General features: G+C 52.9%; 23 protein-coding genes, 1 tRNA gene and 1 pseudogene. 13 read left to right on the top strand and 12 right to left on the bottom strand.

Features of this window, described 5'->3' with window-relative positions; genetic code table 11:
* Positions 1-308 precede the first annotated feature (308 nt).
* From BJJ97_RS07495 to BJJ97_RS07480, 4 genes are read left to right on the top strand one after another with little or no spacing between them, the layout of a single operon-like run.
* Positions 309-1730: a TolC family protein gene (locus tag BJJ97_RS07495; RefSeq protein WP_095993529.1), complete on the top strand. Its 1422-nt coding sequence runs from the start codon at positions 309-311 to the stop codon at positions 1728-1730.
* Positions 1727-2725, top strand: coding sequence for an HlyD family secretion protein (locus BJJ97_RS07490; RefSeq protein WP_095993528.1), 999 nt, complete (start codon positions 1727-1729; stop codon positions 2723-2725). Before BJJ97_RS07495 ends, BJJ97_RS07490 begins: the two co-directional genes overlap by 4 nt.
* Positions 2725-3840 carry an ABC transporter permease gene (locus BJJ97_RS07485; RefSeq protein WP_095993527.1) on the top strand — a complete coding sequence of 372 codons (1116 nt, stop codon included), beginning with the start codon at positions 2725-2727 and terminating at the stop codon, positions 3838-3840. The genes BJJ97_RS07490 and BJJ97_RS07485 overlap by 1 nt, the downstream gene beginning before the upstream one ends.
* Positions 3834-5027: an ABC transporter permease gene (locus tag BJJ97_RS07480; protein ID WP_095993526.1), complete on the top strand. Its 1194-nt coding sequence runs from the start codon at positions 3834-3836 to the stop codon at positions 5025-5027. The genes BJJ97_RS07485 and BJJ97_RS07480 overlap by 7 nt, the downstream gene beginning before the upstream one ends.
* Before the next feature lie 76 nt (positions 5028-5103).
* On the opposite strand, the gene BJJ97_RS07475 is transcribed toward BJJ97_RS07480, so the two are convergent.
* The 6 genes from BJJ97_RS07475 to lptF form a co-directional block, all read right to left on the bottom strand.
* The gene (locus BJJ97_RS07475) at positions 5104-6264 is read right to left on the bottom strand and encodes a lipase family protein (RefSeq protein ID WP_095993525.1); all 1161 of its coding nucleotides are present in this window, start codon (positions 6262-6264) and stop codon (positions 5104-5106) included.
* A 174-nt stretch (positions 6265-6438) separates the two neighbouring features.
* Positions 6439-7560, bottom strand: coding sequence for a ribosomal protein uL16 3-hydroxylase (locus BJJ97_RS07470; RefSeq protein ID WP_095993524.1), 1122 nt, complete (start codon positions 7558-7560; stop codon positions 6439-6441).
* Between the two features lie 90 nt (positions 7561-7650).
* Positions 7651-8079 carry a GNAT family N-acetyltransferase gene (locus tag BJJ97_RS07465; RefSeq protein WP_095993523.1) on the bottom strand — a complete coding sequence of 143 codons (429 nt, stop codon included), beginning with the start codon at positions 8077-8079 and terminating at the stop codon, positions 7651-7653.
* Positions 8080-8383: 304 nt separating this feature from the next.
* Positions 8384-8468 (bottom strand) — tRNA-Leu (locus BJJ97_RS07460).
* A 218-nt stretch (positions 8469-8686) separates the two neighbouring features.
* Entirely contained in the window at positions 8687-9763 is a 1077-nt protein-coding gene (gene lptG, locus BJJ97_RS07455; protein ID WP_095701394.1) for an LPS export ABC transporter permease LptG, read from the bottom strand.
* Entirely contained in the window at positions 9763-10878 is a 1116-nt protein-coding gene (gene lptF / locus BJJ97_RS07450) for an LPS export ABC transporter permease LptF (protein ID WP_095701393.1), read from the bottom strand. Before lptF ends, lptG begins: the two co-directional genes overlap by 1 nt.
* Positions 10879-11159: 281 nt before the next feature.
* On the opposite strand from lptF, the gene pepA reads away from it, so the two are divergent.
* The 4 genes from pepA to BJJ97_RS07430 all read left to right on the top strand — a co-directional run bounded on the left by pepA (position 11160) and on the right by BJJ97_RS07430 (position 16774).
* Entirely contained in the window at positions 11160-12671 is a 1512-nt protein-coding gene (gene pepA, locus BJJ97_RS07445) for a leucyl aminopeptidase (RefSeq protein ID WP_010284628.1), read from the top strand.
* 104 nt (positions 12672-12775) lie between these two features.
* The gene (locus BJJ97_RS07440; protein ID WP_010284626.1) at positions 12776-13225 is read left to right on the top strand and encodes a DNA polymerase III subunit chi; all 450 of its coding nucleotides are present in this window, start codon (positions 12776-12778) and stop codon (positions 13223-13225) included.
* A 12-nt stretch (positions 13226-13237) separates the two neighbouring features.
* Complete coding sequence (locus BJJ97_RS07435) at positions 13238-16093, top strand: valine--tRNA ligase (RefSeq protein ID WP_095993522.1); 2856 nt, start codon at positions 13238-13240, stop codon at positions 16091-16093.
* Positions 16094-16213: 120 nt separating this feature from the next.
* Positions 16214-16774, top strand: a complete 561-nt coding sequence (locus BJJ97_RS07430; protein ID WP_095993521.1) for an RNA 2'-phosphotransferase — start codon at positions 16214-16216, stop codon at positions 16772-16774.
* 76 nt (positions 16775-16850) lie between these two features.
* Here BJJ97_RS07430 and BJJ97_RS07425 read toward each other — a convergent pair whose 3' ends face one another.
* The 4 genes from BJJ97_RS07425 to BJJ97_RS07410 form a co-directional block, all read right to left on the bottom strand.
* Positions 16851-18470, bottom strand: coding sequence for a methyl-accepting chemotaxis protein (locus BJJ97_RS07425; RefSeq protein ID WP_095993520.1), 1620 nt, complete (start codon positions 18468-18470; stop codon positions 16851-16853).
* Positions 18471-18681: 211 nt separating this feature from the next.
* The gene (locus tag BJJ97_RS07420; protein ID WP_095995337.1) at positions 18682-19761 is read right to left on the bottom strand and encodes an alpha/beta fold hydrolase; all 1080 of its coding nucleotides are present in this window, start codon (positions 19759-19761) and stop codon (positions 18682-18684) included.
* Between the two features lie 349 nt (positions 19762-20110).
* Positions 20111-21148, bottom strand: a complete 1038-nt coding sequence (locus BJJ97_RS07415) for a M48 family metallopeptidase (RefSeq protein ID WP_095993519.1) — start codon at positions 21146-21148, stop codon at positions 20111-20113.
* Between the two features lie 9 nt (positions 21149-21157).
* Positions 21158-22336, bottom strand: a complete 1179-nt coding sequence (locus BJJ97_RS07410) for a YjgN family protein (protein ID WP_095993518.1) — start codon at positions 22334-22336, stop codon at positions 21158-21160.
* A gap of 296 nt (positions 22337-22632) precedes the next feature.
* Here BJJ97_RS07410 and BJJ97_RS07405 point away from each other — a divergent pair, with 296 nt between their 5' ends.
* On the top strand, positions 22633-23136 hold the full coding sequence (locus BJJ97_RS07405) for a GNAT family N-acetyltransferase (protein ID WP_095993517.1): 504 nt from the start codon (positions 22633-22635) through the stop codon (positions 23134-23136).
* 102 nt (positions 23137-23238) lie between these two features.
* Here BJJ97_RS07405 and rraB read toward each other — a convergent pair whose 3' ends face one another.
* The gene (rraB, locus tag BJJ97_RS07400) at positions 23239-23664 is read right to left on the bottom strand and encodes a ribonuclease E inhibitor RraB (protein WP_095701383.1); all 426 of its coding nucleotides are present in this window, start codon (positions 23662-23664) and stop codon (positions 23239-23241) included.
* Positions 23665-23755: 91 nt separating this feature from the next.
* Here rraB and argL point away from each other — a divergent pair.
* Both argL and argF read left to right on the top strand, forming a co-directional pair.
* Positions 23756-23803, top strand: a pseudogene (gene argL / locus BJJ97_RS22455) (putative translational regulatory protein ArgL); the annotation flags it as partial.
* Positions 23804-23825: 22 nt separating this feature from the next.
* Complete coding sequence (gene argF, locus BJJ97_RS07395) at positions 23826-24833, top strand: ornithine carbamoyltransferase (RefSeq protein ID WP_095993516.1); 1008 nt, start codon at positions 23826-23828, stop codon at positions 24831-24833.
* A 47-nt stretch (positions 24834-24880) separates the two neighbouring features.
* Here the strand turns inward: argF and BJJ97_RS07390 are convergent, their stop codons facing one another.
* Positions 24881-25348 (bottom strand): YhcH/YjgK/YiaL family protein, encoded by a 468-nt coding sequence (locus BJJ97_RS07390; RefSeq protein ID WP_095993515.1) that lies wholly within the window; start codon positions 25346-25348, stop codon positions 24881-24883.
* Positions 25349-25600: 252 nt separating this feature from the next.
* Here BJJ97_RS07390 and BJJ97_RS22130 point away from each other — a divergent pair, with 252 nt between their 5' ends.
* Together BJJ97_RS22130 and pyrB are read left to right on the top strand one after the other, a co-directional pair.
* Positions 25601-25837: a hypothetical protein gene (locus BJJ97_RS22130; RefSeq protein ID WP_167385193.1), complete on the top strand. Its 237-nt coding sequence runs from the start codon at positions 25601-25603 to the stop codon at positions 25835-25837.
* Positions 25797-26732: an aspartate carbamoyltransferase gene (gene pyrB, locus BJJ97_RS07385; RefSeq protein WP_095993514.1), complete on the top strand. Its 936-nt coding sequence runs from the start codon at positions 25797-25799 to the stop codon at positions 26730-26732. Before BJJ97_RS22130 ends, pyrB begins: the two co-directional genes overlap by 41 nt.
* Positions 26733-26740 lie beyond the last annotated feature (8 nt).

The raw sequence follows: 26740 nt of genomic DNA, 5'->3' as shown, positions 1-26740 counted from the left end.
CTTTGCTTATTATTTACAGTATGACGATATTATTTTCGCGCTTACATACTGGCATCACAGATATACCGTGACTTATTTCCCGCTGCACCGCTCCCCTAAAAATAAATTTCCAATTCAATCTCTTATATTATTTGAATAATTGGGAATTTAGACCAAAACTAAATCATCTCCGAAAATAATAGGGAATAACGCGGTTTGTTTGCCTCAGCGTTAGTCTTGTTTCTTTATCCTACACAGGCCTCGCCTTTGCAGCAGGCTGATTCCTATCAATTTGGCAGTATTTGGGTAAAAGGATGATTTCACCTGGCATGCCTCAAATAACACATGGAAAAATCCGGCTTCTGACTTATTTCCCCGTCGCACTGCTGCTGTTGCAGTGCTGGTCGTCCACGGCATTTGGGCAAACCATCTCGTTTAATCAGGCCTGGGCTCGCCTGCTGCAAAGTGATGACGGTATTGCCGCCGAACACGCTGGGGTCGATCGTGCGCAGTTCCTGAAAGAAGCCGCCAAAGGACTCTACTGGCCGCAGGTCAACGTGGGCGCAAGCTATACGCGCCTCGATAAACCTGTCGAGCTGGACGCGCGCGACTTAAATCCGCTGTCGAACCACCGAGACATCTTTGCCGCGCTAAATCAGTTGATTAATACCAGCGGCAATCCCTTCGTCACCCGCTTCACAGAACAAAATGTGGTAACCAGTTCCGTTCAGGTCGTCTGGCCGCTATTTACCGGAGGCCGGATTGATGCGGCACAATCGATTCGTTCTGCGCAGGTCAATGAAGCGGAACAGATGCTGATCGTCCGCACGCTGGCGCAGTTTGAGGCACTGGCACAGACTTACTACGGCGTGGTGATGGCACATCAGGTGATGAAGACGCGTCAGGGTATAGAGAAAGGCATGGCACAGCACTATGACCACGCCCGCAAGCTGGAGGCGCAAGGCCAAATCGCCCGAGTCGAGGTGCTGTCCGCCCAGTCCGCTTATGACATGGCGCGTATCGAAACCCAAAAGGCGCGGCGCAGTATGGAGACCACCGAAATGGTCTTCGCAAAGCTGATCAAGACAGAAGACGCAACCCCTTCGTCTTCACTGTTCGTCAATAAAACTCTCCCCGAACTGCCTGCGCTGGTGAAACAAACGCTCAACACGCATCCCGGCCTAAAGGTGCTCTCTGCCAAGCGCGATCAGGCTAAGGATCTCATCCGTATTGAACGCGCCAAATACGCTCCTGACGTCTTTCTGTTCGGCAATTATCAACTCTATGAGCAGGATACGCTGGCGGCCAGAACCACGCCGGACTGGATGGTCGGCGTCGGCGTTTCCGTCCCGCTTATCAGCCGAGAAGGTCGTTCCGACACTATCGCCGCCGCGAAAAGCGCAGAAATGCAGGTTAACTATCTGGAAGCCGATATGCGGCAGAACCTTGAAATAGTGGTCGAGAGTACGTGGCGAGAAGCCCGGCTGGCTCTGGAAGAGTTCAATTCCCTGTCTTCAACGGAGAAACTGGCCGAAGAGAACGTCCAGCTACGCAACAAGGCATTTATGCAAGGCATGTCTACCTCGCTGGACGTCGTGGATGCGCTAAACCAACTGGCCGGAGCCAAAACGCAGCGAGCCTCCGCGGCCTATCGTTACATAGTTTCTATCGCCAGATTGATGGCTATTTCCGGCCAGGTAAACCGTTTCTCTGACTACCAGACCCAACACGCCATACAGGTGACGCCATGACACAACCGCAGCCCTCTTCACGTTCAAAACGAAAATGGCTCCTTCAGGCCGCTCTGCTGATTGTGGTTGTCTGGATAGCCTATCGCTTCTGGCTCGCCTATCAGCCCGAACCGGTTCGGCTACAGGGACAAATCGAAGCACAGCAGTATTCAGTCTCGTCAAAAGTAGCTGGCCGTATTGCAGAGGTGCAGGTACAAAAAGGCCAGCAGCTTGACGTCGGCGATCTCGTCTTTACGCTCCTGACACCAGAGCTGGACGCGAAGCTGAAACAGGCAAAAGCGGGGGAAGCTGCGGCAGGCGCCGTGGCGCTGGAGGCCAAAAAAGGGGCTCGTGAGCAGCAAATCGCCGCCGCCAAAGATCAGTGGCAAAAAGCCAAAGCGGGTTCGGAGCTAAGCCATAAGACCTATCTGCGCGTGCAGAATCTCTATCAGGAAGGTGTGCTACCGCTGCAAAAGCGGGACGAAGCCAAAGCCTCATGGGATGCCGCACGCTATACCGAGGGGATGGCGTGGCAGGAATATCAAATGGCGCAGGAAGGCACGCGGAAAGAAACACAGGCAGCCGCAGAGGAAAAAGTCCGCATGGCAGCTGGCTCCGTCGCTGAAGTGGAAGCCTATCTGGCAGAGGCGCGTGTCGTCAGCCCGCACACAGGAGAAGTCAGCAATGTGTTACTGCACAGCGGCGAAATTGCGCCACAGGGCTTTCCTGTGGTCACGTTGCTGGACATGAGCGACATCTGGATTCAGTTGGCGGTGCGCGAGGATCTCCTTGAACGCTTTGCGATGGGCACCGAATTTGAGGCAAGAATTCCGGCGCTGAACAACCAGACATTTCGGTTTAAGGTGTCTTACGTTTCCGTCATGGGCGACTTCGCCACGTGGCGCGCAACGGATACCCGACAAGGATTCGATATGCGGACGTTCGAAGTGGAGGCGCGTCCGATTCAACCCATTAGCGGACTGCGTGTTGGCATGAGCGCACTGGTAGAAATGTGATGATGCACGAATGGAGGGCGCTGTGGCGTGACCGCTGGGGGATGGCTTTAGCACTCTGGTTGCCGCTAATCACCATGCTGATTGCCTGGTGGACGTTATCCGGCGCGATTGTGCGCGAGCTCCCCATCGGCCTGATCGATCTGGATAACAGCACGATGTCGCGCCAATTTGCCAGAGAGCTGCATGCTTCGCCGTCTTTCAACCTGAACCATCAATTCTCGACAGTAGCAGAAGGCGCAACGTCATTGCGCGGCGGCGAGATCTACGCGCTGGTGGTGATTCCACGCCACTTTGAGCGTGATATTCGCCTGAGAACCTCACCCACCATCACCGCATGGAATAACGGGCAGTTCGTCCTGATTGCAAAGGTCATCAACAGTTCGCTGGCACTGGTGGCAGGGACGTTCAACGGGCAGATCGCCGTAGTGCAGGCGCTGGCTCAGGGCGCAGCCGTTCCCGAAGCCAAAGGACTGGCAGTACCGATTGGCGGACAGATTACCGCGCTGTTTAATCAAAATGCTAACTACGCCCAATTTTTGCTGAACGCGATTATTCCCTCGATCTGGTCGATTTTACTCGCGCTATATGGCCTAAATACGCTGGCTCGGGAGGATCGGTTCGGGGCACATTGGCTGCCAGAGAACCGCGCTGCTATCGGTGCTAAATTCCTGACGCACTGGCTGATCGGCTGGGCATGGGGTGGCGTCTGGAGCTATGCGCTGTATAGCCTGCTTAATTACCCGCTCAACGGTTCAGCGCTGCTGCTATTCGCCTCGCTCGGCGTGACGGCGGGTGCCTGCGTTGCGCTGGGCATGGCCTTCTATGCGCTGATCCGCGACCCAGCACGTGCCGTTTCGATTGTCGGGGCGTTAATGGCCCCCGGATTGGCGTTCATGGGTATCACCTTTCCGGCCGCAGCAATGGAGACATTCGCCACGTTCTGGCGGCAGTTGCTGCCCGTCGCCCACTACGGCGATATCGCGATTGCCATCACCAGCTACGGTGCCGGACTCATTCAGATCGCACCCGCGCTGGCAGCGCTCGCTCTATTCTGGCTGCTGCTACCGCTCACGCTGTGGCGCTATCGGTCAGGTGACAAGGAGGCAGCATGCTGACCTTCGCCAAACTCATTCGGTTTGAGCTGCGCAGTTTACTGCGCGATCCGACGATCTTGCTCACCCTGTTCGGCGGTATTCTGCTCTATTCTTTTCTCTATCCGCGCCCTTACCTCGCCCAAACGCCACGTGAACTGCCGGTGGTGCTGGTTGATGAAGATGGCACCCAGCTCTCGCGTCGTCTGGCGTTTATGGCCGATTCCACGCCGGAAGTAAGGCTGGTAGCGCAGCGCAATACGCTGGATGACGCAAAAACGTTGCTTCTGGATGGCGAAGCAAAAGGGATCCTCTACATTCCGCGCCACTTCTACCGCGATATCATGCAAGGGAAAAGCGTCACGGTCAGCTACTCGGCAGATGCCAGCTACTTCCTGATCTACGGCGCGATCGCGCAGTCTCTGGCGACCGTCGGCGGCACTGCGGGCGCACAGGTTAAAGTCGCCCGGCTGCTGGCTCAAGGGGAAAGCATACCCGCCGCCAGCTCACAGTGGCAGGCCACCTCTCTGAATGCCGTGCCGGTATTTAACCCGACCATGGGCTATGTCGATTACGTGGTTCCCGGTGTTTTCATGTTGATACTGCACCAGATTTTGCTGATGGGATGCGGCCTGCTCGGTGCCGGACAAAATCAGCGCACGCAGTCTGGTGAGGTTCGCTACTGGCAATATGCAGCACCGTGGCGTTTGCTGCTGGCCCGTACGCTGGTCGTTGGCGGTGCCTACCTGCTCTCATTGCTCTACATGCTCGGCTTTTGTCTCGATGCGTACGGCATTGCACGCGAAGCCAGCATGAGCCAACTGCTGCTGTTTGCGCTGCCCTTTTTGCTCTCAACGCTGTGGCTTGGCGTGGTACTGGGAGCCGCTTTTACGCGCAAAGATCTCCCCAGTCAGGCGGTGCTGCTGTCTTCCATCCCCATCGTGTTTCTTTCTGGCTTTATCTGGCCCGTGGAAATGATCCCCGCGCCTCTGAACTGGCTCGCACAGTGGATACCTGCTGTCTTTACGATTCAGGGAATATTGCGTCTTAATCAGATGGGCGCTGACTTTGCCCAAATCGGCGCATTTTGGTGGCATTTGTGGATGCTGGCCGCGCTGTACGGCCTGCTAGCGTGGATCACGTTAGCGTATCGGCAGCGGCAATACCGTCGAGAAAGCCAAGCCGCACGCCGATGGCTGGAACATTATTGATGATGAGAAGAATCACCGATAACGGGAAGAATGACGTCCCAGCAGTCATGCCGGGACGTTAGTGTGAAAGCGTCGCTTAATGTTTTTTCGCGTCAGCGTGCAAATTTTTCAGTACGAAAGGAACCGAGTCACGCAGTGAAACATTAACGGTTTCACTATGGTTCATTCCTTTATATTCATGCACATCAACCGACGTTCCTGCTTTAGCCACATCACGCGCGAATGCGCGCTGCATGATGGCGGGTACGTCAATATCCTGCGTCCCAGTACCAATAAATACCGGATGGGCGATTTTCAGGGTGTTATAGCGCAAACTGGCCGTCTGACTTTCCAGTAATTCCTGTGCTGCAGGCTTCAAGCTATTGCCCGCATTCAGGCCATCATCCATCACTTTTTTCGTTAACGCATCGATACACATTTCACGCGCGGCGGACACATCAGCAGCCGCTTTCGGCGTGAAATAATCATCGATATTCAGCCCTTTTTCCGTATCAGTTGCTGACAGATAGATGTACATCGCATAGGGAATTTTGGGATCGCCGCCCTCTTTCTCCCCACCGCCCCCGGCGAAAAGTGCCGCCGCAGAGGTCTTGTCATCAAAATAAGGTGTGCCGGTCAAGACGGTTGAGACAACATGCAGATCCGGCGCATAGTCAGGCTGGTAGCCCGCGCTCGCAAAAGCCGCATGTGCCCCTTGCGACTGCCCTACAATGGTTAACTGATTGCGTAGCGGAAATGCGCCAAGTGCGGCTTTCACACCGTCCAACACGCTCCACGCTTCTCCGCGTGCATTGAGGTAGTGATGCAATCCGGAAGATCCGAGCCCCGCATAGTCGGGGGCCACAATGGCAAACCCCAGAGACAGCCATGTATTCAGGTACTGCGCATCACGCGCTGAGCGCGGGTTAAGAGAAGGCGCGCAGGTTGTCTGCACGCCAACTGTCCCATGCGCCCATACCACGACGGGCCAGCCCCCTTTTGGCGTTTCACCTTTCGGGATGAACACGGCGCCAGTGTCTTCCCGCGGGCTTTTTCCATCCACGCCGCTCAACGAACGGTATCGAATCAGATACTGTTCTGCTGCTTCCTGTAAGCCATTTTTCGCATCCAGCGTCGTTTTTTCTATCAACGTGCCGGGCGTTGTCACCTCTGCTGAAGAAAGCAAAGGCATCATACCGACCGATATGGCAAAAAATAACGTTAAGAACCTTCGCAGTAGCTGAGATAAAGGGAACATGGCATCTCTCCGGGTGATTGATTTCACATCACCCTAAAAGATAGCTCACTTACCCATTGCCAATTAATTCAATCAATAACTAATTGCTAGCCATAGCGGACCATTCGTAGGCTAAGACGCGGCTTTGAGCCAAACCATGCCATGTGTTCTCATAAGCCACCAGCGAGAAGCCTGTTATTCGTCGAAGAACCAGTAGCCCTGATTAACCAGCGCGGTTAATTCAGCCACAAAGGCCGGATTCTCCAGCGCCGCACCCAGTTCTTTTTTACCGAGAACGGTATAACGACACAGCGCATCCGCCGCTTTCGGATCGACCGTGTCCAGCGGTTCGCTGTTGATGAAGTAGCTACCGCCGACTTCCAGAACGCGCAACCCGCTTAAACGGGTCAACACACTGCCGTCCATCAGCGCACCCACAATTTCATCCTGCTCGTAAGGTGGCTCTGCCGGAGCGATATCCAGCTCGTGGCGCGGCGTCGTCACAAAGCGACCGAACCATGCTTTCAGCGCTTCTGGCTGATTAATCACGTCGATCATCATCTCGCGCAGACGGTCAAACTCATACGCCTCAACCCGCCCCGTATGCTCCCGACAGGTCAAATCCGGGTCGCTATAGTGCTCACCGCCGAGATCGTTCTCCAGTACATAGTCAGCAAAGCTGCTGATTAAATCTCTACCGTTCGGCCCACGGAACCCCACGGAGTAGTTGAGCGCGGTTTCATGCGTGAAGCCATCGTGCGGGAAGCCTGGCGGAATATAGAGAATGTCGCCCGGTTCAAGATCCTCATCAATGATCGGCGGGAAAGGGTCGACATGCAGCAACGCAGGATGCGAGCAAAACTGACGCATCGGCAGCTTGTCGCCCACTCGCCAACGGCGGCTGCCCATTCCCTGAATGATGAAGACATCATACTGATCGATATGCGGGCCCACGCCACCGCCCGGTACGGAAAAGGAGATCATCAGGTCATCTAAACGCCAGTCCGGCAACACGCGGAACGGGCTCACAAGTTCAGCAGACGGCGCATGCCAGTGGTTCACCGCCTGCGCCAGCAGCGACCAACCGGTTTCACCCAGATTATCAAAATGCTCAAACGGCCCGTTGCTGGCCTGCCACTGACCATTCTTATGGCTGACTAAACGACTATCGACCTCCGCCTCCATCGCCAGACCCGCCAGCTCATCCGGCGTAATCGGATCAACGAAATTCGGGAAAGCGTTCTTCAATACAACAGGTTGTTTTTGCCAGTATTTTTCTAAGAATTCAGGCCAGTTAAGATTAAGTTGGTAAGCCATGCGTCCACACCAGTGAGAAGAGAAACGGGCCTGATTATAAAGAAGGTGGTGCCAGCACGACTTTGTCATTGGTCAATGGGCGGGTAACTATCATGCAGCCTGCATATTTTTCTTTATTAGATAGTGCCTTAACATGCCTTCCTCAGGAAAATCAGGTAAAGACATTTGCAGCTGATAACCTTGCTTTTCATAGAAGGGAAGTGCCTGAAAACTAAACGTATCCACAAGCGCATGACGACATCCAAGACGCATAGCCTCCTGTTCCGCTTCTTTCACCAACGCGCTACCGAGCTTCGGGCCTCTGGATTCCTCATCAACCCACAAATAATCAATACACAGCCATAGTCCTTTACGGGTTGCGATCAGCCCGCCAAGCATAGTCCCGGCACTATTTCGGTGAAAAATACCGATTTGCCCAAAGGAGGCAGGATTAATAAACCGATGGTTGTAGCTTCTCAGACCCGCAAAAAGCTCTTCCCGATCGCTATCGGTAATGTCGTACGTCACGATTAATTCCACTCGTTCCCCCAGCTACCATTTATTAAAAATCATGAGGTTGCATGAATAACGCGCCGCTGAAAATGTGTTTTCAGGGATTCCTGTACTTCTGCACGTAACCCAACGCAGGTAATACGTTTCAGCATAAGCACAATCCGCCTTTCGGCATATGATTCTTTTTCATGGCGATTGTGGCTATCTGTGTGGTTAAGGGAAGATTGGATGATTTGAGAAGGTTGAGGGAAAAAATATTAAGGAAAAGGTATAACCATCTGAATTTCAGACATAAAAAAAGCCACCCTAAGGTGACTTGATTTTCATACTATGGTGCCGAAGGCCGGACTCGAACCGGCACATCTTTCGATGGTTGATTTTGAATCAACTGCGTCTACCGATTTCGCCACTTCGGCACAGAAGTAGTATGCGGAAAACGGGTGCATTATACCGTTTGACGGCCCACACGCAACGTTAATCCACTCCGTGTTCGGTTAAGTGCTGAAAAAATCATCTCTAGCAACGTGTTATGACTTTTTTACCTTCACGATGGTGTGGCAATGAACGTTATTGAGAGCAATAAAAAAGCGCCGAGGGGTTAACCCACTCGGCGCTTTTTCGGGATTGCTGGGTTCTATCGGCGTTTTAGCAGCAGCGCTACGCTGATGAACAGAAACACCGAGCTCGGCAAGATAGCGCCCAGGATTGGCGGAATGCCATAGACCAGACTAAGTGGGCGGAAAATCTCATTCAGCAGGTAAAAGAGGAAACCGAAGCTGATGCCTATCACGATGCGTGAACCCGCCGACACGCTGCGCAGCGGGCCGAAGATGAAAGAGACCGCCATGAGCATCATCACCGCCACCGAGACCGGTGCAAAGATTTTGCTCCACATGTTCAGTTGGTAGCGATTCGACTCTTGCCCACTTTGTTTCAGGTATTTGGAGTAATTATGTAGCCCACGGATCGACAGCGCGTCCGGCTCCAGCGCCACAACGCCGAGCTTATCCGGCGTCAGGTTGGTTTTCCATTCTCCGCTGAACGTCTGGCTGCCGCCAATCTGCTTACCGTCGCTCAAATCAGACTCATCAACCTGCGAGAGCTTCCAGACATTCCTGTCCTCTTCAAACTCGGCGGAGGCCGCATAGCGCACAGATAGCAGCTTGTTCTTATCATCGAAGTGATAGATGTTGACGCCAGACAGCTCTTTATCGCCCGTCACTCGTTCGATATAGATAAAGTCATTGCCGTCTTTTGCCCACAGTCCGCCCTGCGTAGAGATCATCGACCCACCGGAGATCATCTGAGAGCGGTAGTTGCGCGCCATCTGTTCCCCTTGCGGAGACACCCATTCGCCAATCGCCATCGTCAGCAGCACCAGCGGGATTGCCGTTTTCATCACGGCCGTCGCAATCTGCAAGCGGGTAAAGCCAGAGGCCTGCATCACCACCAGTTCGCTGCGGGTCGCAAGCTGGCCCAACCCGAGCAATGCGCCGAGTAGCGCCGCCATCGGGAAGAAGATCTCAATATCTTTGGGTACGCTGAGCAGCGTGTACAGCCCTGCGCCCAGCGCAGAATACTCGCCCTGCCCAACTTTACGCAGTTGGTCGACAAACTTGATGATGCCGGAGAGCGACACCAGCATGAACAGCGTCGTCATGATGGTGGTAAAAATCGTTTTGCCGATATAGCGGTCTAATACACCAAACATCAGGCCGCTCCTTGTGTTCTAAGAGTACGAGGCTTAAAGCGGGCGCGCATCTTGCGCATCGGCACGGTATCCCAAAGGTTAAGCATCACTGCGATACCGAAGTACATCAGGTTGGTCAGCCAAACCCATACCATCGGATCGATTTTTCCTTTACTGGCATTAGAACGCAGCGAGCTTTGCAGCAGGAAGAAAATCAGGTACAGCAGCATCGCAGGCAGCATGCTCAACACCCTACCCTGACGCGGATTCACCACACTCAGCGGCACCACCATCAGCGCCATGATCAGCACCGAAACAATCAACGTCAGCCGCCAGTGGAACTCGGCACGCGCATCGTGCGCATCCGAATGCCAGAGGGTCTGCATACCCATTTGCTGCACGTCGCTATTATTTAGCGTCACGCTCTGGTGACCAATCACAGCCTGATAGTTGGTGAAATCCGTGATTCGAAAATCACGCAGCAGCGCCGTGCCTTCGTAACGCGAACCGTTATCCAACGTCACGACCTGCGCACCGTCTTCGTTTTGCTTGATATGACCGCGATCGGCGACGACGACAGAAGGCCGTGCGTTACCGCTGGGGCGCAGCTGTGCCAGAAAGACGTGCTCAAACTCCGACCCTTTGACATTGCCGACAAACAGCACCGCGTTGCCGCCCTGTGCGGACTGGAACTGCCCTTCTACCAGCGTTGCCATGCCGGGGTTCGCCTTCGCTTCCGCCAGCACTTCTTCCTGATGCCGCGACGACCACGGGCTAAGCCACATGACGTTAATGGTAGCGACGATGGCAGTGAACACCGCCAGGACCAGCGCGGCTTTCAGCAACACGCGTTTACCCAGCCCGCAGGCGTGCATGACGGTGATCTCGCTTTCCGCATAGAGGCGGCCAAACGTCATCAATACGCCAAGAAATAGACTTAATGGCAGGATGAGCTGCACCATTTCTGGCACGCCCAATCCCAACAGGGAGATAACCAAATTTGTCGGGATTTCACCATCAACAGCGGCGCCCAGTATCCGCACTAATTTCTGGCAAAAGAAAATCAGTAACAGAATGAAAAGGATGGCCAGTTGACTCTTAAAGGTTTCCCGTACCAGATATCGAATGATGATCACGCTTAATTACGCCTGTGAAAACTTGTCTTTTTGCAGGAAAATCGATAGTTTCTTCGCTAACGCGCCATTTATACTCATTTTTGGCTGCCCTCTTAGCTAAAACTGTATTACAACACACTGCGTTTGAGCTGTTGTATCAGAACCTGCTTATTAGTCACTAAAACAGGTTCGTTACGTCGTTAAGATTAACACAGGTTATGTTAACGCAACGCCGGGAAGTATTACGGAGTGTCACATTCTAGCCGTTGCCCCGCCGTTGTCTTTAAGATTCAGGAGAGTACATGGAGTTCAGCGTAAAAAGCGGTAGCCCGGAAAAACAACGCAGTGCCTGCATTGTCGTCGGCGTGTTTGAACCGCGTCGTCTGTCCCCTATTGCCGAACAACTCGATAAAATCAGCGACGGCTACATCAGCGCGTTGCTTCGCCGTGGTGAATTAGAAGGCAAAGTGGGGCAATCACTGCTTTTGCACCATGTACCTAACATTCTTTCTGAGCGCATTCTGCTGATTGGTTGCGGTAAAGAGCGCGAACTTGATGAACGCCAGTACAAACAGGTGATTCAGAAAACGATCAACGCGCTGAACGAAACCGGTTCGATGGAAGCGGTCTGCTTCCTGACCGAGCTGCACGTGAAAGGCCGTAACACGTACTGGAAAGTGCGTCAGGCCGTCGAGACCGCAAAAGAGACGCTGTACACCTTCGATCAGCTTAAGAGCAATAAGGTCGAACTGCGCCGTCCGCTGCGCAAAATGGTATTCAATGTACCAACGCGCCGTGAGCTGACCAGCGGCGAGCGCGCCATTCAGCACGGTCTGGCGATTGCTGCGGGCATCAAAGCTGCGAAAGATCTCGGCAACATGCCGCCGAATATCTGTAATGCCGCATATCTGGCTTCGCAGGCGCGTCAACTGGCCGATACCTACAGCCAGAACATCATCACGCGCGTGATTGGTGAGCAGCAAATGAAAGAGCTGGGCATGAATGCCTATCTGGCCGTGGGTCAGGGCTCGCAGAATGAATCGCTGATGTCCGTGATCGAATATAAAGGCGATCCGAACCCGGAAACTCGCCCGATTGTGCTGGTCGGTAAAGGGCTGACGTTCGATTCCGGCGGCATCTCCATCAAACCTGCCGACAGCATGGACGAAATGAAGTACGACATGTGCGGCGCGGCCACGGTCTACGGCGTGATGCGCATGGCTGCCGAACTAGCGCTACCGTTGAATATCATCGGCGTGCTGGCGGGTTGTGAAAACATGGTCGATGGGCGCGCCTACCGTCCGGGCGACGTGCTGACCACGATGTCCGGCCAAACGGTAGAAGTACTGAACACCGATGCGGAAGGCCGTCTGGTCTTGTGTGATACGCTGACCTACGTTGAGCGTTATGAGCCGGACGTGGTGATTGACGTCGCGACGCTGACCGGCGCGTGCGTGATTGCGCTGGGGCACCACATTACAGGGCTAATGGCGAACCACAATCCGCTGGCGCACGAGCTGTTGAGCGCGTCCGAGCAGTCTGGCGACCGCGCATGGCGTCTGCCGCTGACCGACGAATTCCAGGAACAGCTGGAATCCAATTTTGCCGATATGGCGAATATTGGCGGTCGTCCGGGCGGCGCCATTACCGCAGGCTGCTTCCTGTCGCGCTTTACGCGTAAGTACAGCTGGGCGCATCTGGATATCGCAGGCACGGCCTGGCGTTCTGGTAAAGCCAAAGGCGCAACGGGTCGCCCGGTCGCGCTGTTATCACAGTTCCTGCTTAACCGCGCCGGACAGAACGACGTAGAATAAGACTTTCACGTCAACGGCGATGACCAAAGCCAGCGATTGCCTTATCCTTATAAGGTAATTGTCTATCGGGCCGGATATTCCGGCCCTTATCAATAGTGTAAACAATGAAAAACGCAACGTTCTATCTTCTCGAACACGACAGCAAAAGCGGTGAGCTCAGCGCCCATGAGGCACTGGCATGCGATCTGGCGGCAGAACGTTGGCGAGCAGGAAAGCGCGTGCTGATTGCCTGTGAGGACGAACAGCAGGCCATCAGACTGGACGAGGCACTGTGGCAGCGCGATCCCAACGCCTTCGTGCCGCACAATCTGGCAGGCGAAGGGCCGCGCCACGGTGCGCCGGTCGAACTGGCCTGGCCGCAGCGGCGTGGCAACGCGCCACGGGATCTACTGATCAGCCTATTGCCGCAGTTCGCAGATTTTGCCACCGCTTTCCATGAAGTGATAGACTTTGTCCCTTACGAAGACTCCTTGAAACAGTTGGCGCGCGACCGCTATAAAACTTATCGCAGCGTCGGCTTCCAATTGACCACGGCTACGCCGCCAACTCACTGAATTTTGAGCATAATGGAAACGAAATATAACCCGCAAGATATCGAGCAGCCGCTCTACGAACACTGGGAAAAGCAAGGCTACTTCAAGCCGCACGGCGACACGAGTAAAGAAAGCTTCAGCATTATGATCCCGCCGCCCAACGTCACCGGCAGCTTGCATATGGGTCACGCTTTCCAGCAAACCATTATGGATACGTTGATCCGCTATCAGCGTATGCAGGGTAAAAATACCCTGTGGCAGGCAGGTACTGACCACGCAGGTATCGCCACGCAAATGGTCGTTGAGCGCAAGATCGCCGCAGAAGAAGGCAAAACTCGCCACGATTACGGCCGCGAAGCATTCATCGACAAAATCTGGCAGTGGAAAGGCGAATCCGGTGGCAACATCACCAATCAGATGCGCCGTCTGGGCAACTCCGTTGACTGGGAACGTGAGCGCTTCACCATGGATGAAGGCCTGTCCAACGCGGTGAAAGAAGTTTTCGTCCGTCTGTATAAAGAAGACCTGATTTACCGCGGCAAGCGTCTGGTGAACTGGGATCCAAAACTGCGCACCGCGATTTCCGATCTGGAAGTCGAAAACCGCGAAGTGAAAGGGTCAATGTGGCACCTGCGCTATCCGCTGGCCGATGGCGTGAAAACCGCTGAAGGGAAAGACTATCTGGTCGTCGCGACCACTCGCCCTGAAACCATGCTGGGTGATACCGGCGTCGCCGTTAACCCGGAAGATCCGCGTTATAAGGATCTGATCGGCAAAGAAGTGATCCTGCCACTGATTGGCCGTCGTATTCCGATCGTGGGCGACGAACATGCCGATATGGAAAAAGGCACTGGCTGCGTGAAGATCACGCCAGCGCACGACTTCAACGACTACGAAGTCGGTAAACGCCACCAGTTGCCGATGGTCAATATCCTGACGTTCGACGGTGATATCCGCCAGAGCGCTGAAATTTTTGATACCAATGGCGAAGCCAGCACCGCTTGCAGCAGCGACATTCCCGAAGCCTTCCAGGGTCTGGAGCGTTTTGCCGCGCGTAAAGCCCTCGTTGCCGCATTCGATGAGCTTGGCCTGCTGGAAGAGATCAAAGCGCACGATCTGACCGTTCCGTACGGTGACCGTGGCGGCGTTGTCATTGAGCCGATGCTGACCGACCAGTGGTACGTGCGGGCTGCCGTGCTGGCTAAACCAGCAGTGGAAGCGGTGGAAGATGGCCGCATCCAGTTCGTACCAAAACAGTACGAAAACATGTACTTCAGCTGGATGCGCGACATTCAGGACTGGTGTATCTCTCGCCAATTGTGGTGGGGCCACCGCATTCCGGCCTGGTACGATGCCAATGGCAACGTCTATGTCGGTCGCACCGAAGCAGAAGTACGCAGTGAAAACAACCTCGCTGACGATGTCGTTCTGAATCAGGACGAAGACGTACTGGATACCTGGTTCTCATCCGGGCTGTGGACGTTCTCTACGCTGGGTTGGCCAGAACAAACGCCCGATCTGAAAGCCTTCCACCCAAGCAGCGTGATGGTCAGCGGCTTCGACATCATCTTCTTCTGGATTGCCCGCATGATCATGCTGACCATGCACTTCATCAAAGATGAAGACGGCAAACCACAGGTGCCATTCCATACCGTCTACATGACCGGCCTGATCCGTGATGATGAAGGCCAGAAGATGTCCAAATCCAAAGGGAACGTGATCGACCCGCTGGATATGGTCGACGGCATCTCGCTGGAAGCACTGCTGGAAAAACGTACTGGCAACATGATGCAGCCGCAGCTGGCGGAAAAAATCCGCAAACGCACGGAGAAACAGTTCCCGAACGGCATCGAGCCACACGGTACGGACGCTCTGCGCTTCACGCTGGCGGCGTTGGCCTCTACTGGCCGCGACATCAACTGGGACATGAAGCGTCTGGAAGGTTACCGCAACTTCTGTAACAAGCTGTGGAACGCCAGCCGTTTTGTGCTGATGAACACCGAAGATCAGGATTGTGGCTTTGGCGCAGGCGAGAAAGTGCTGTCACTGGCTGACCGCTGGATTCTGGCGGAATTCAACCGCACGGTGAAAGCCTACCGCGAGGCGCTGGACGGCTATCGCTTTGATATTGCGGCCAACATTCTGTACGAATTCACCTGGAACCAGTTCTGCGACTGGTATCTGGAGCTGACGAAGCCTGTGATGAATGGCGGTTCAGAAGCGGAACTGCGCGGTACGCGTCATACGCTGGTTACCGTACTGGAAGCGTTGCTGCGTCTGGCGCATCCGATTATTCCGTTCATTACCGAAACCATCTGGCTACGCGTTAAAGCGCTGAAAGGCATTAGCGCCGACACGATCATGTTGCAGCCTTTCCCTGAGTTCGATGCCGCGCAGGAAGATACGCTGGCGCTGAACGATCTGGAGTGGATCAAGCAGGCGATTATCGCTGTGCGTAACATTCGTGCAGAAATGAACATCGCGCCGGGCAAGCCGCTGGAAGTCTTACTGCGTGATGTCACTGCTGAAGCACAGCGTCGCGTGGAAGAGAACCGCAGCTTTATCCAAACGCTGGCGCGTCTGGAAAGCATTACACTACTGCCTGCGGGCGATAAAGGTCCGGTTTCCGTCACTAAACTCATCGAGGGTGCCGAACTGTTAATTCCGATGGCAGGCCTGATCGATAAAGCGGCAGAGCTGGATCGTCTGACGAAAGAAGTGGCGAAAATCGAAGCCGAGATTGAGCGCATCGAAAGCAAGCTGTCCAACGAAGGCTTTGTGGCACGTGCACCGGAAGCGGTCGTAGCCAAAGAGCGTGAGAAGCTGGATGGTTACGCCGTAGCGAAAGCCAAACTGCTGGAGCAACACGCGGTCATCGCTGCGCTGTAACGCTCACCGATTTTCTAGCGGTAGAACGGCAAGTACGAAAGCCTCGTTGCAAAACGAGGCTTTTTATTTTATTCGCTTCACACTTATTCACCTCACAAAATGCATAAATGGAGTAACACAATGAGCGACACGAATCATGCTGAGGTCAGCAAGTTTCTTAGCTACGTTTTACGACACAAGCCCGAAGCCATTGGGCTAACGCTGAGCAGCGAAGGCTGGGCAAACATAGCGGAACTGATTAGCGGTGCGGCAAAAAATGGACGCCTTCTTACCAGAGAAGTGATTCAGTCTGTCGTCGACAGCAGCGACAAAAAGCGTTTTTCTATTTCGGCGAATGGGTTATCGATCCGCGCAGCGCAGGGGCACTCGTCATCGCAGGTCGATATGCGTTACGAGCCTAAAGTGCCGCCCGAGTTGCTTTACCACGGCACCGCAACCCGATTTGTCGACTCGATAAATCAGCAGGGTTTGCTTCCTGGTTCACGTCAGTATGTGCACTTGTCTGCCGACGAAGCCACAGCGATAAATGTCGGCCAACGGCACGGCAAGCCCGTGGTATTAACAATAAAGACGCGGGAAATGCATCAGCAGGGGTTTGTTTTTTATCAGGCGGATAACGGCGTCTGGTTAACGCTGACGGTTCCTGTGCCGTTTATCGCTTCCACACCATTTATTGATTGATGAATGCGCGCATGAGTCACCTGTCTTCGCTACCCACATAACAGTAGCGAAAACAGGTGATAAGCTCATTTAACGATTAGCGAGCATCGGCCAGCGCAATGTTCCGGCGCAAACCGGGCAGCACGTTGTCCATTTCCATGTTTTCTCTTGCGATCTGGAAACGGGAAACGGACTGTTGCAGATTAATAACTTGCTCCTGAAGTGAATTCGCCGAGGTCGCCACTTCTGATACCAAGGACGCATTCTGCTGAGTCACACCATCCATCTGATTGATGGCGATATTGATCTGCGAAATACCGCGGCTCTGCTCGCTGGAAGCCAGCGTGATCTCATCCATGATGTCGACCACTTTTTTCACATCCATCAGCACTTCGTCCATGGTGTTACCCGCAACTTCAACCAGCCCCGCGCCCTTCTCAATGCGGCTGAGAGAATCGTCGATCATAGTGCCGATCTCTTTCGCGGCCGTCGCACTGCGCGCAGCCAGCATCCGCACTTCGGAAGCCACCACCGCAAAGCCTTTACCGTATTGACCCGCACGCGCAGATTCCACCGCAGCGTTCAACGCCAGCAGGTTGGTCTGGAAGGCAATACCGTCGATTACACCCACAATATCGGAGATCTTGGCAGAACTCTGCTTGATGGAACGCATGGTATCCACCACTTCGGAGACAACATTCCCGCCGCGAGATGCGGAATTAGAGGCTTTCAGCGCCAGATCGTTGGCTTTACGCGTGTTGTCTTCGTTGTTTTTCACCGTCGACATGATCTCTTCCATGCTTGAAGCGGTTTCATCCAACGAGGCTGCCTGCTGTTCGGTACGGCTTGAGAGATCGATGTTGCCGGATGCGATTTCCTCGACACCCACGCTGATCGCATCGGTTCCGTTACGCACTACACGCACCATGTTTTCCAGCCCGTCACGCATACGTTGAACCGCGGCAAACAGCTGTGCGATTTCATTTTTTCCGCTGCTATCAATCTGCGCCCGCAGGTCGCCTTCGGCGATCCGGTCAAAGACGGAAATCGCCTGATTCAGCGGTTTCACGATCATGTTAGTCATCACGGACCAGGCCAGCGCCGCCAGCAGCAGAGCACAGGCGATCGCACCGTACAGGATGGTTTCCATCTGCGCCACACGCCCATTCGAATCCGCGTAGGCTTCATCAATGCTCTTCAGCTTGAAGGCAACCAAGGCTTTAGAGGATTTATCAAACGCGGCATACAGCACCGTCGATTTCCCGGCACGCTGGCGATATTCATCCAGATTCCCTGCATTAAGCGCAGCAAATGCCGGATCGATAAACTCCTGCATCAGCGTATTGCGTTTCTCGGCCATGTCTGAAGAAATGACTTTTTCCGCTTCGGACTGCGGATATTTCAGGTATTCCTGCCACTTTTCACTGGCACCGTCGACCTTGCCTCTGGCGCGCCCTAGCGCGACTTTAGCGGCTTCGACATCCCCTTTCCCCATTAATGATTCGTACAGACGCAAATCCAACCGACCACGCAACAGCAGTTCTGAGCTGTCATTCAGCGCAACCAGCCCTGGCAGCACTTCCATATCGACACGAGCAAATGATTTATTCCCTGACTGAACGGCAACCAACCCTAACACGCCGACGAAAAGCAGTAACGCCGCTAACGAAAACACCATCATGCTGAGTGCAGTACGGATCTTTATCTTACGAAACATAAATTATCCCTGTGGCCTAAAAATAAGAAAGGATGAGCGCCAGCTCTAAAGCAGAGCCGTTCCGTTATTTACGTAATAGTCGTTATTCAATTTCCAGACGTGTGAATTTCCACGAACTGAAATAAATTCGTTATAAAACCGTAATAAAATAAAGAAACGTATAAAGAAAACGATGACCGACAGAAAGAGATTTTCTGTCGGTCATGCATTTTTATTTTTTATTATTTTTCTGATCCTGATTTTTTTCTAAGAAACGCTGTAGCTCATCTTTATAAAACTTCGCCGACATCATGGTGCCATGTCCGCTGGTATCTTTACTGGCGGGAATAAGGAACAACGTCGCCTGCTTAATTTTCTTAAGCTCATTCTCCAGGATGCCTGTTTCAATAGGATTACGCTCATCATCCGCAGAGTTAATCACCAGAACAGGTGCCTTAATTTTATTCAGTTCCGGTGCCGCATTATAATTTGCAGACGAGCCCCAGATATAAATAAAGTCATTCGCATCGCTGGTCGACGGTGCCGCAAGGCGATCTTCTACCAGTTTGTCCGCCTGTGCGCGCGTCGGCGCTTTGCTCTGATACGCGAGCGTGCCGCCAGTGGTGGCAATGCTGAACATAATGCTGGCCGTTTTCAGCGTTGGCGGCTGCTGCGTGTAGTCGCCGTTATTCCACGTTGGATCGTTCTTGATGGATTCAATCAAGATGCGGCGCATCATCCAGTTACGACCAGACAGCTCATTTGGCAGCGATGCCATTGGCACCAGCGCATCCATCATGTCTGGGTATTTTTCACCCCAGAGCCAGGTTTGCATGCCGCCCATGGAATATCCCATCACCAGGCTCAGGTGGTTAATGCCCAGCCCTTCTTTGATTAAGCGATATTGTGCCTGCACCATATCGTTATAATCGTACTGCGGGAATTTCATCCGTAAGCCGTCTGACGGTTTGGACGATTTTCCAGAACCGATGCTCTCCGGCATGATAATAAAGTATTTGCTGCTATCCAGCGCCTGACCTGGCCCGAAAAGCTCTCCGCCAAAGCCATTTGCTAGCAGTGATTTAATCGGCTGGTTCGTTCCATGTAGCAGTAAGACAGCGGGTTTGGTTTTATCACCGATCGTGTAGTAGTGAATACGCAGATCTTTTAATTTTTCGCCGCTGTTGAAGGTAAATTCTGGCGCAATCCAGTCGCCTTCTTTGGGCTCTGGGAAATTGGCCTGTGCATGCGTTAATGGTGACAGCATTAACAGAAATGCGCCCACCACCCCTGATAGAATTCGATTAATCATAAATAACTCTTCGGTAATCATGAAGTCGCGAAGCCGCGATTTTAATGTCTATTAGGAAAAATCCCAATAAACATAAGCGAACTAATAATAAAAAGAGATTATTGTCTGGTTTTTTTATTTATCGCGAGAGATTCTACAGATAGTTTTTAATAGGATGATATTTAACGCATTCCTGTTAATCGTCCGGCTACGTAGCTCATGTTTTTCACTCGACATTCGCGTTTATAAAAACAGCAAAGCGCGCTTTTTTTGTTCAAATATCTAACAGGAAGGGGATCGTGTGCGGTGACACCACACACGATCGACATAAGGCAGGGTTAGGTCGGAGTTGAGAATCGAGCGCTGAGGATTAGCGCTTATTCATCTCGCTTTCAATGGCTCTCAGCCGCTCATCCATATCCGGGTGCGTACTCAGCCAGTCCGGTAAATCCAGCGAATCAATTTCATCCTGACTGCGGTCGTTAGCGATCAAGGCTCGGTACATTGCCTGCATCGACTGAAGCGAACGCCCTTGCTGCTGCATTTCTGCTATTGCCCATGCGTCGGCTTCCCGTTCCATATCGCGGGAAAACTGCATCTCATTGATAAAAGCGGCAGACTGCAACAAGGTATCCCCGACTCCGCTGACATCTCCCGTCATCCACATGAAGGTCAGCGATACCAGCGATGAACGCACCACCATGCGCATTGGGTGGCGATAAGCGTGATGTCCCATTTCATGCAGCATCACCGCGGCCAGCTCGTTGTCATCTTTCGCCAGCTTCACCAGGTCGTCACTGATAATCAGCGTACCATCTGCCAGCATAAAAGCATTCGGCCCGATAGGCGCAGACATGATCTCCAGGCGCAGTGGCGTTTTGTCTTCCCGCATGTCAGCGGGCATAACCTGTTGAAACAGCGCTTGCATCGCTTGCTGGCGTTCAACAGGCAATTTAGAAGGCTTAAAATCACTGTGCCGTAACAGCTTTAGCGTATTTTGCCCAAGCTGCTGTTCGATAGCGGTTGGCATCCGTAGTGCCAGCGCAGAACTTGCCCACGGCAGTACCACGTAAACATAGTTTATGACGAGCAAGATTGTGGCGAGTAGCGTGAGAATGACGCCACGCTTATGGCGTTCTAAACGATGGACAAGCCCCGGGCGACGTCGTGCGGAATACCACCCGCGAAAAGTGGGATCGTCGGCAGGAACAAAGCGACCGCCGTCAGGAAATGTGAGCGTTAGAGGAATCGAGCCCAGCGCATCGGAAACCGTGACCTGCTCCAACGCAAATGTCGTATTCGATGATCCGGTGTTCAGCACCATCATCGAACCGTTGTCCGATAAATGAAGAGAAGCGGCCACGCGGGCCGCCAATCCGGGGTATTGATAATGCCCCTTAATATTCATATTCCTGCCTTAGAGACCGACACCCAAATCGAGCGCCTGCACGGCTTCTTCGGCCAGTGCGCTGTTTGCTGTGTCCTGATGAGCCTGAACATGCAGCAGTTCCAGATCGCCTTCAACCGCTGTCGCATTCGCGATATAGCGTGCGTGACGAATCTCTGCCACCGGTGCAGCCCAACCCAAAGAGAAAATAGTGATCAGGCTATTGGTTATCAGCAGCCCCATGTAAGACAGCGTTTGCATGGAAGAGTGCAATTTCACACCACCATTCAGCGACGTCTGGTTAAACAGATAATTACGCTGTGCGACAACCAGATAACTGCTGGAAACCAGCACACCCAGCAGCGCCACAACGAACATCATGACCATATTGAAGACGTTGCTCAGCATCATCATGGCAATGGTTTCAGAATCTGCGCCCATCATAATAATCTGATACAGCGTGAACAAGAACGACCCCATGAATGACAGCGCGGCGATCAAGAAAGGAACAAAAATCAGCAGGCTAATCAGGGCGAATTTAATAAACGCCGCTTTCGTCAACTCCGCTTTAAACGCCGTTTTACCGAAGAACAGGTTATTAACATAGAGATCAAGCTGCATCATTTTCATGATGCCATTGACCGCTGCAAACCCTGGAACCACCAGCGCCAGCACGATGAGTGTAATGATAATCGGGCTATCGCTCTGCATACCAATGAACATCGCAACCGCTAAAACAGCATAAAAAGCCAGCAGCAGCAGAATAGGGCAAAGCAGCAACACCCAATACGCGCGACCAGTCTGGCAATGATAATTAAAGCGAATACCACGATAGCTGGACATAATAGCGTCATAACGCCAGTTGCGGATCACGATAATCGGAATCAATGCCGCAAATGCCAATGCGAGAATAGTTCCCAACGTCGGTGACATCGCCAATACGACATAAAACAGAATCAGACCAGCGATAACCAGCAAACGTCCTTTGAGAATCTGAATCGGATCCGCATGGTAATCAAAACGATCACCGTTAATTTCCGTGTTGCCGTAAAAATAACGGCGGCGGCGCACTGTCGCCCAAGCAGAATAAATACCCAAAGTGACGATCGTTAATAATGCATTCACCAGCCAAATTGCAAAATATTCCCCAGCCTTACCATGAAACTGCACGCGATGCTGCGTGCTATTTTTTGAAGTATTGATAGTCATAGACCTTTCATCCTAAAAGAAATAAGCCTTATAAACGCTTCATTCGATACGTTATTGGCATACAAAAAGCGGCTTATTTAAGCATGTCCTGTTAATGACAACAATAAAAGTTAACAGCAATTAAACAAGTTCATATACTTATGAATTACAAGGAATAGAGAAACTCATAGAGAAATCGCCCCCAGACAACGTGAAGTATGGTGGGTATAGACGTTGCATCAATGTGGTCTGAAATGGTATTACAATCGGCTAGGATCATTCCCCCCTCGTAAACCGTAAGAACAAGAGTACGTATTATGACAACCGCGACCTCCGCCAATCTTCAGGTACGCCCAATTACCGCGCAAGACGATGCCGCTATCGCTCAGGTCATCCGTCAGGTTTCTGCTGAGTTTGGTTTGACAGCCGATAAAGGCTATACCGTTTCCGATCCGAATTTGGATGCGCTATTTGCCCTGTATAACCAGCCGAAAAGCGCCTACTGGGTGGTTGAATATGACGGCCGCGTGGTTGGCGGTGGCGGCATTGCCCCGCTGGTCGCAGGCGAAGAAGATGTGTGTGAATTACAGAAAATGTATTTCTTACCCATCGTGCGGGGCAAAGGGCTAGCACGTCAGTTGGCAATACAAGCACTTGATTTTGCTCGTCAGCACGGCTTTCGCCGCTGCTATCTGGAAACAACCGGACACCTGACCAGCGCGATCCGACTGTATGAATCGCTGGGCTTCGAGTCGATTCCCCACGCAATGGGCAACACGGGCCACACCGACTGTGAAGTGACGATGTTGAAGGCACTGTAATCGGCTTACGGTGCAGTCACCGCGCGCGGTCATACAGAGTAAAAAAACGCCGCAGGGTGTTCCTGCGGCATTCAGTGAGGCGTGTTCTTCGAGATTAATGACTTAGTGGCGCTTGCCGTCATCATCTTCGTCAAAAAAATCTTCATCATCCCCGTCTTCTTCACCTTCACCATCTGGATCTTCGAAGTAGGTACCCCAACCGTCGTAATTCACGCCGTGGCGTTCTGCCAGCGCCAGCAGCTGTTCTACCTGCGTGTCGATCAGTTCCGCCTTCAGCGCAACTTCACTGATAGCATCGCAGCACATCAGCAGCACGCCATCTTCCACTTCCAGTTCTTCCGCATCCGTCACTTCATAACCCAGCTTGAAGGCTTCTACAGCGACTTTTTCCAACACTTCAAACTTCTCAGCAGAGAAATGGTGTTCAATGGTATAGAGCGCGTCAGGATCGCTGCCATCATCCAGCAGTTCTTCAATGATCAGGCGTGTCTCTTCCCGTTGCTCTTCCAGTAATTCGCGGTTTGCCATGCCTCAGTCCTCATTAAACGACGTAATATTACTTATTGTCCCACAGCCCTGCGGCTTGCTCCACCACAAAGTTTGATATCACCACTTGAATTTGAATAATTACACATATAAAGTGAATTTTAATTCAACCAATGGTGTTGAGCCACATGGAGAGGTACATCATGCAACCGTTCTATAAGCGTCACTTTTTAAGGTTAATGGATTTTACACCCGCAGAAATTGCCAAGCTTTTAGCCCTGTCAACGAAACTGAAAGCCGACAAAAAAAACGGGACAGAAGCCCGCCGTCTGCAAGGCAAAAACATCGCACTCATCTTCGAAAAAGATTCGACTCGTACTCGCTGCTCTTTCGAAGTTGCTGCATACGATCAGGGCGCGCAAGTGACCTATCTCGGCCCAAGCGGTAGCCAAATCGGCCATAAAGAATCCATTAAGGATACTGCACGCGTGCTGGGAAGAATGTACGACGGCATTCAATATCGCGGCTACGGTCAGCAAATTGTCGAAACGCTGGCGCAATACGCGGGCGTCCCGGTCTGGAACGGACTGACGAACGAATTCCACCCTACGCAGCTGCTGGCGGATCTGCTGACGATGCAGGAACATTTGCCGGGTAAATCGCTGTCAGAAATGACGCTCGTCTATGTCGGTGATGCGCGCAACAACATGGGTAACACCATGCTGGAAGCGGCGGCATTGACCGGGCTGGATTTACGTCTTGTTGCGCCAAAAGCCTGCTGGCCGGATGCCGGTCTGGTGGCTGAATGTCAGGCGGCGGCAGAACAAACCGGCGGCAGCATCACACTGACGGAAGATATCGCCGCAGGCGTCGCGGGCGCAGATTTCATTTATACCGACGTCTGGGTTTCCATGGGGGAACCGAAAGAGACCTGGAAAGAGCGTATCGCGCTGCTGAAACCGTATCAGGTGAACATGGCGATGATCGCCGCGACGGGTAATCCGCAGGTGAAGTTCCTGCATTGCCTGCCCGCGTTCCACGACGATCAGACGACAATGGGCCAACAAATGGCGGAGCAGTATGGTCTGCACGGTGGAATGGAAGTCACGGATGAGGTCTTTGAATCCGCGCACAGCATCGTGTTCGATCAGGCGGAAAATCGCATGCATACCATCAAAGCGGTGATGGTTGCCACGCTGGTACAGGATTAAGATTGACGTCCCTCCCCAGAGCGGGGAGGGATAGGCTTTCCGGCGGTTTACACCACCAGTGACGCGTCGATTTTCACCACGGCTTTACGCACGTGCGCAGGTTCACCAACGGCACACAGCGGTTTGTGTACTTCACCTGGGAAGAAGACGACAAAATCCCCTTCCTGCATCACAAACTGTTTTTCCTGCTCGCCCGCAGGCAGGAAAGCAATGTCTTTATCCGCCAGCCAATCGGTATCCGGCGTGCCCGCAGGCAGGTTACTGAACGTCATCCCTTCCACACCGGACAGCACAATCTGAATGTCCAGATATTTGGCGTGATACTCAGCGCGGCGCTTTTCCAGCAGATCGGTGCTGTCGTTGGAGATCAACACAAACACGCTGTTGCCTTCGATATCATGCTTGCCCAACGGCGTGTCTGCCGTAATGTTTTGCTTCACGTATTCAATCGCTTCGCGCAGTTTGGCAGGCAGATAAGGAACCAGTTCAAGGTGGTGGACGTTGCCAGTAATCATAAAAACCCTCGTTGATATAAAAATGAAACCCTGTTTTACAATCCTTATACTCTCCAAATGTGACGCCCGCCAGCGTGTTAATACGAAAAAGTGAACTGCCCACCACTCTTCTCTATCGGCCTTCTCCCGCTCACGAACGTTATGCATACAGCACGCGACCCGCAACCGATTGCGATGCGTAAAAAACCACGTTTTCTGCTTGAAATAGCCTAGTCGGCGCGTATAATTCCCGACAGTTTTCCGGGAGGGGTCATGCACCGTTACACCAAAAAATCCGCTGCTTATGTTGGTTCTCAACCACAACTGCCATCCGGCAGCCAGCTAGCGTTTTCCTTTCCGTTGCTCAATGATTCAATGAAGAAGCCCCTCAATGAGGGGCTTTTTTTTGGCCCACAATCCGGGCAACCAGATACGACATTTCCTGTGTACACGTTAGGAGAAAGACAACATGGTCAATCCGCTCTATCAAAAACATATTATTTCGATTAACGACCTCAGTCGGGAAGATTTGGAACTGACGCTGCGTGTCGCTGCCAGCCTGAAAGCCAATCCTCAGCCTGAGTTGTTGAAACATAAAGTGATTGCCAGTTGCTTCTTCGAAGCCTCCACCCGGACGCGTTTATCCTTTGAAACCGCGATGCATCGCCTCGGCGCCTCCGTCGTCGGTTTCGCTGACAGCAACAACACATCGCTGGGGAAAAAGGGCGAAACGCTGGCCGACACCATTTCCGTCATCAGCCAATACGTGGATGCCATCGTGATGCGTCACCCGCAGGAAGGCGCTTCACGCCTGGCGACCGAGTTCTCCGGCGGTATTCCGATTCTGAACGCTGGCGACGGTGCGAACCAACACCCGACGCAGACGCTGCTCGATTTGTTCACCATTCAGGAAACGCAGGGCCGACTGAATAACATCAATATCGCGATGGTTGGTGATTTGAAATATGGCCGCACCGTGCATTCACTCACGCAGGCGCTGGCTAAGTTTGAAGGCAACCGCTTCTACTTCATCGCACCGGACGCGCTGGCGATGCCGGACTACATTCTGAGCATGCTGAAAGAGAAGAATATTGCTTACAGCCTGCACAACAGCATTGATGAGGTCGTCGGCGAGCTGGATATTCTGTACATGACGCGCGTGCAGAAAGAGCGTCTGGATCCGTCCGAATACATCAACATCAAATCCCAGTTTGTCCTGCGCGCCGCCGACCTGCACAGCGCCCGCCCGAATTTGAAAGTGCTGCACCCGCTGCCGCGCGTTGATGAGATCACCATTGATGTGGATGCCACGCCTTACGCCTATTATTTCCAGCAGGCGGGCAACGGTATTTACGCCCGTCAGGCGCTGCTGGCGCTGGTCCTGAATCGCGAACTGGTTCTGTAAGAGGAAGA

This window comes from Pectobacterium polaris (assembly GCF_002307355.1).
GTDB classification, from domain to species: Bacteria; Pseudomonadota; Gammaproteobacteria; order Enterobacterales; family Enterobacteriaceae; genus Pectobacterium; species Pectobacterium polare.
This window is presented reverse-complemented; position numbering and strand designations above follow the sequence as displayed.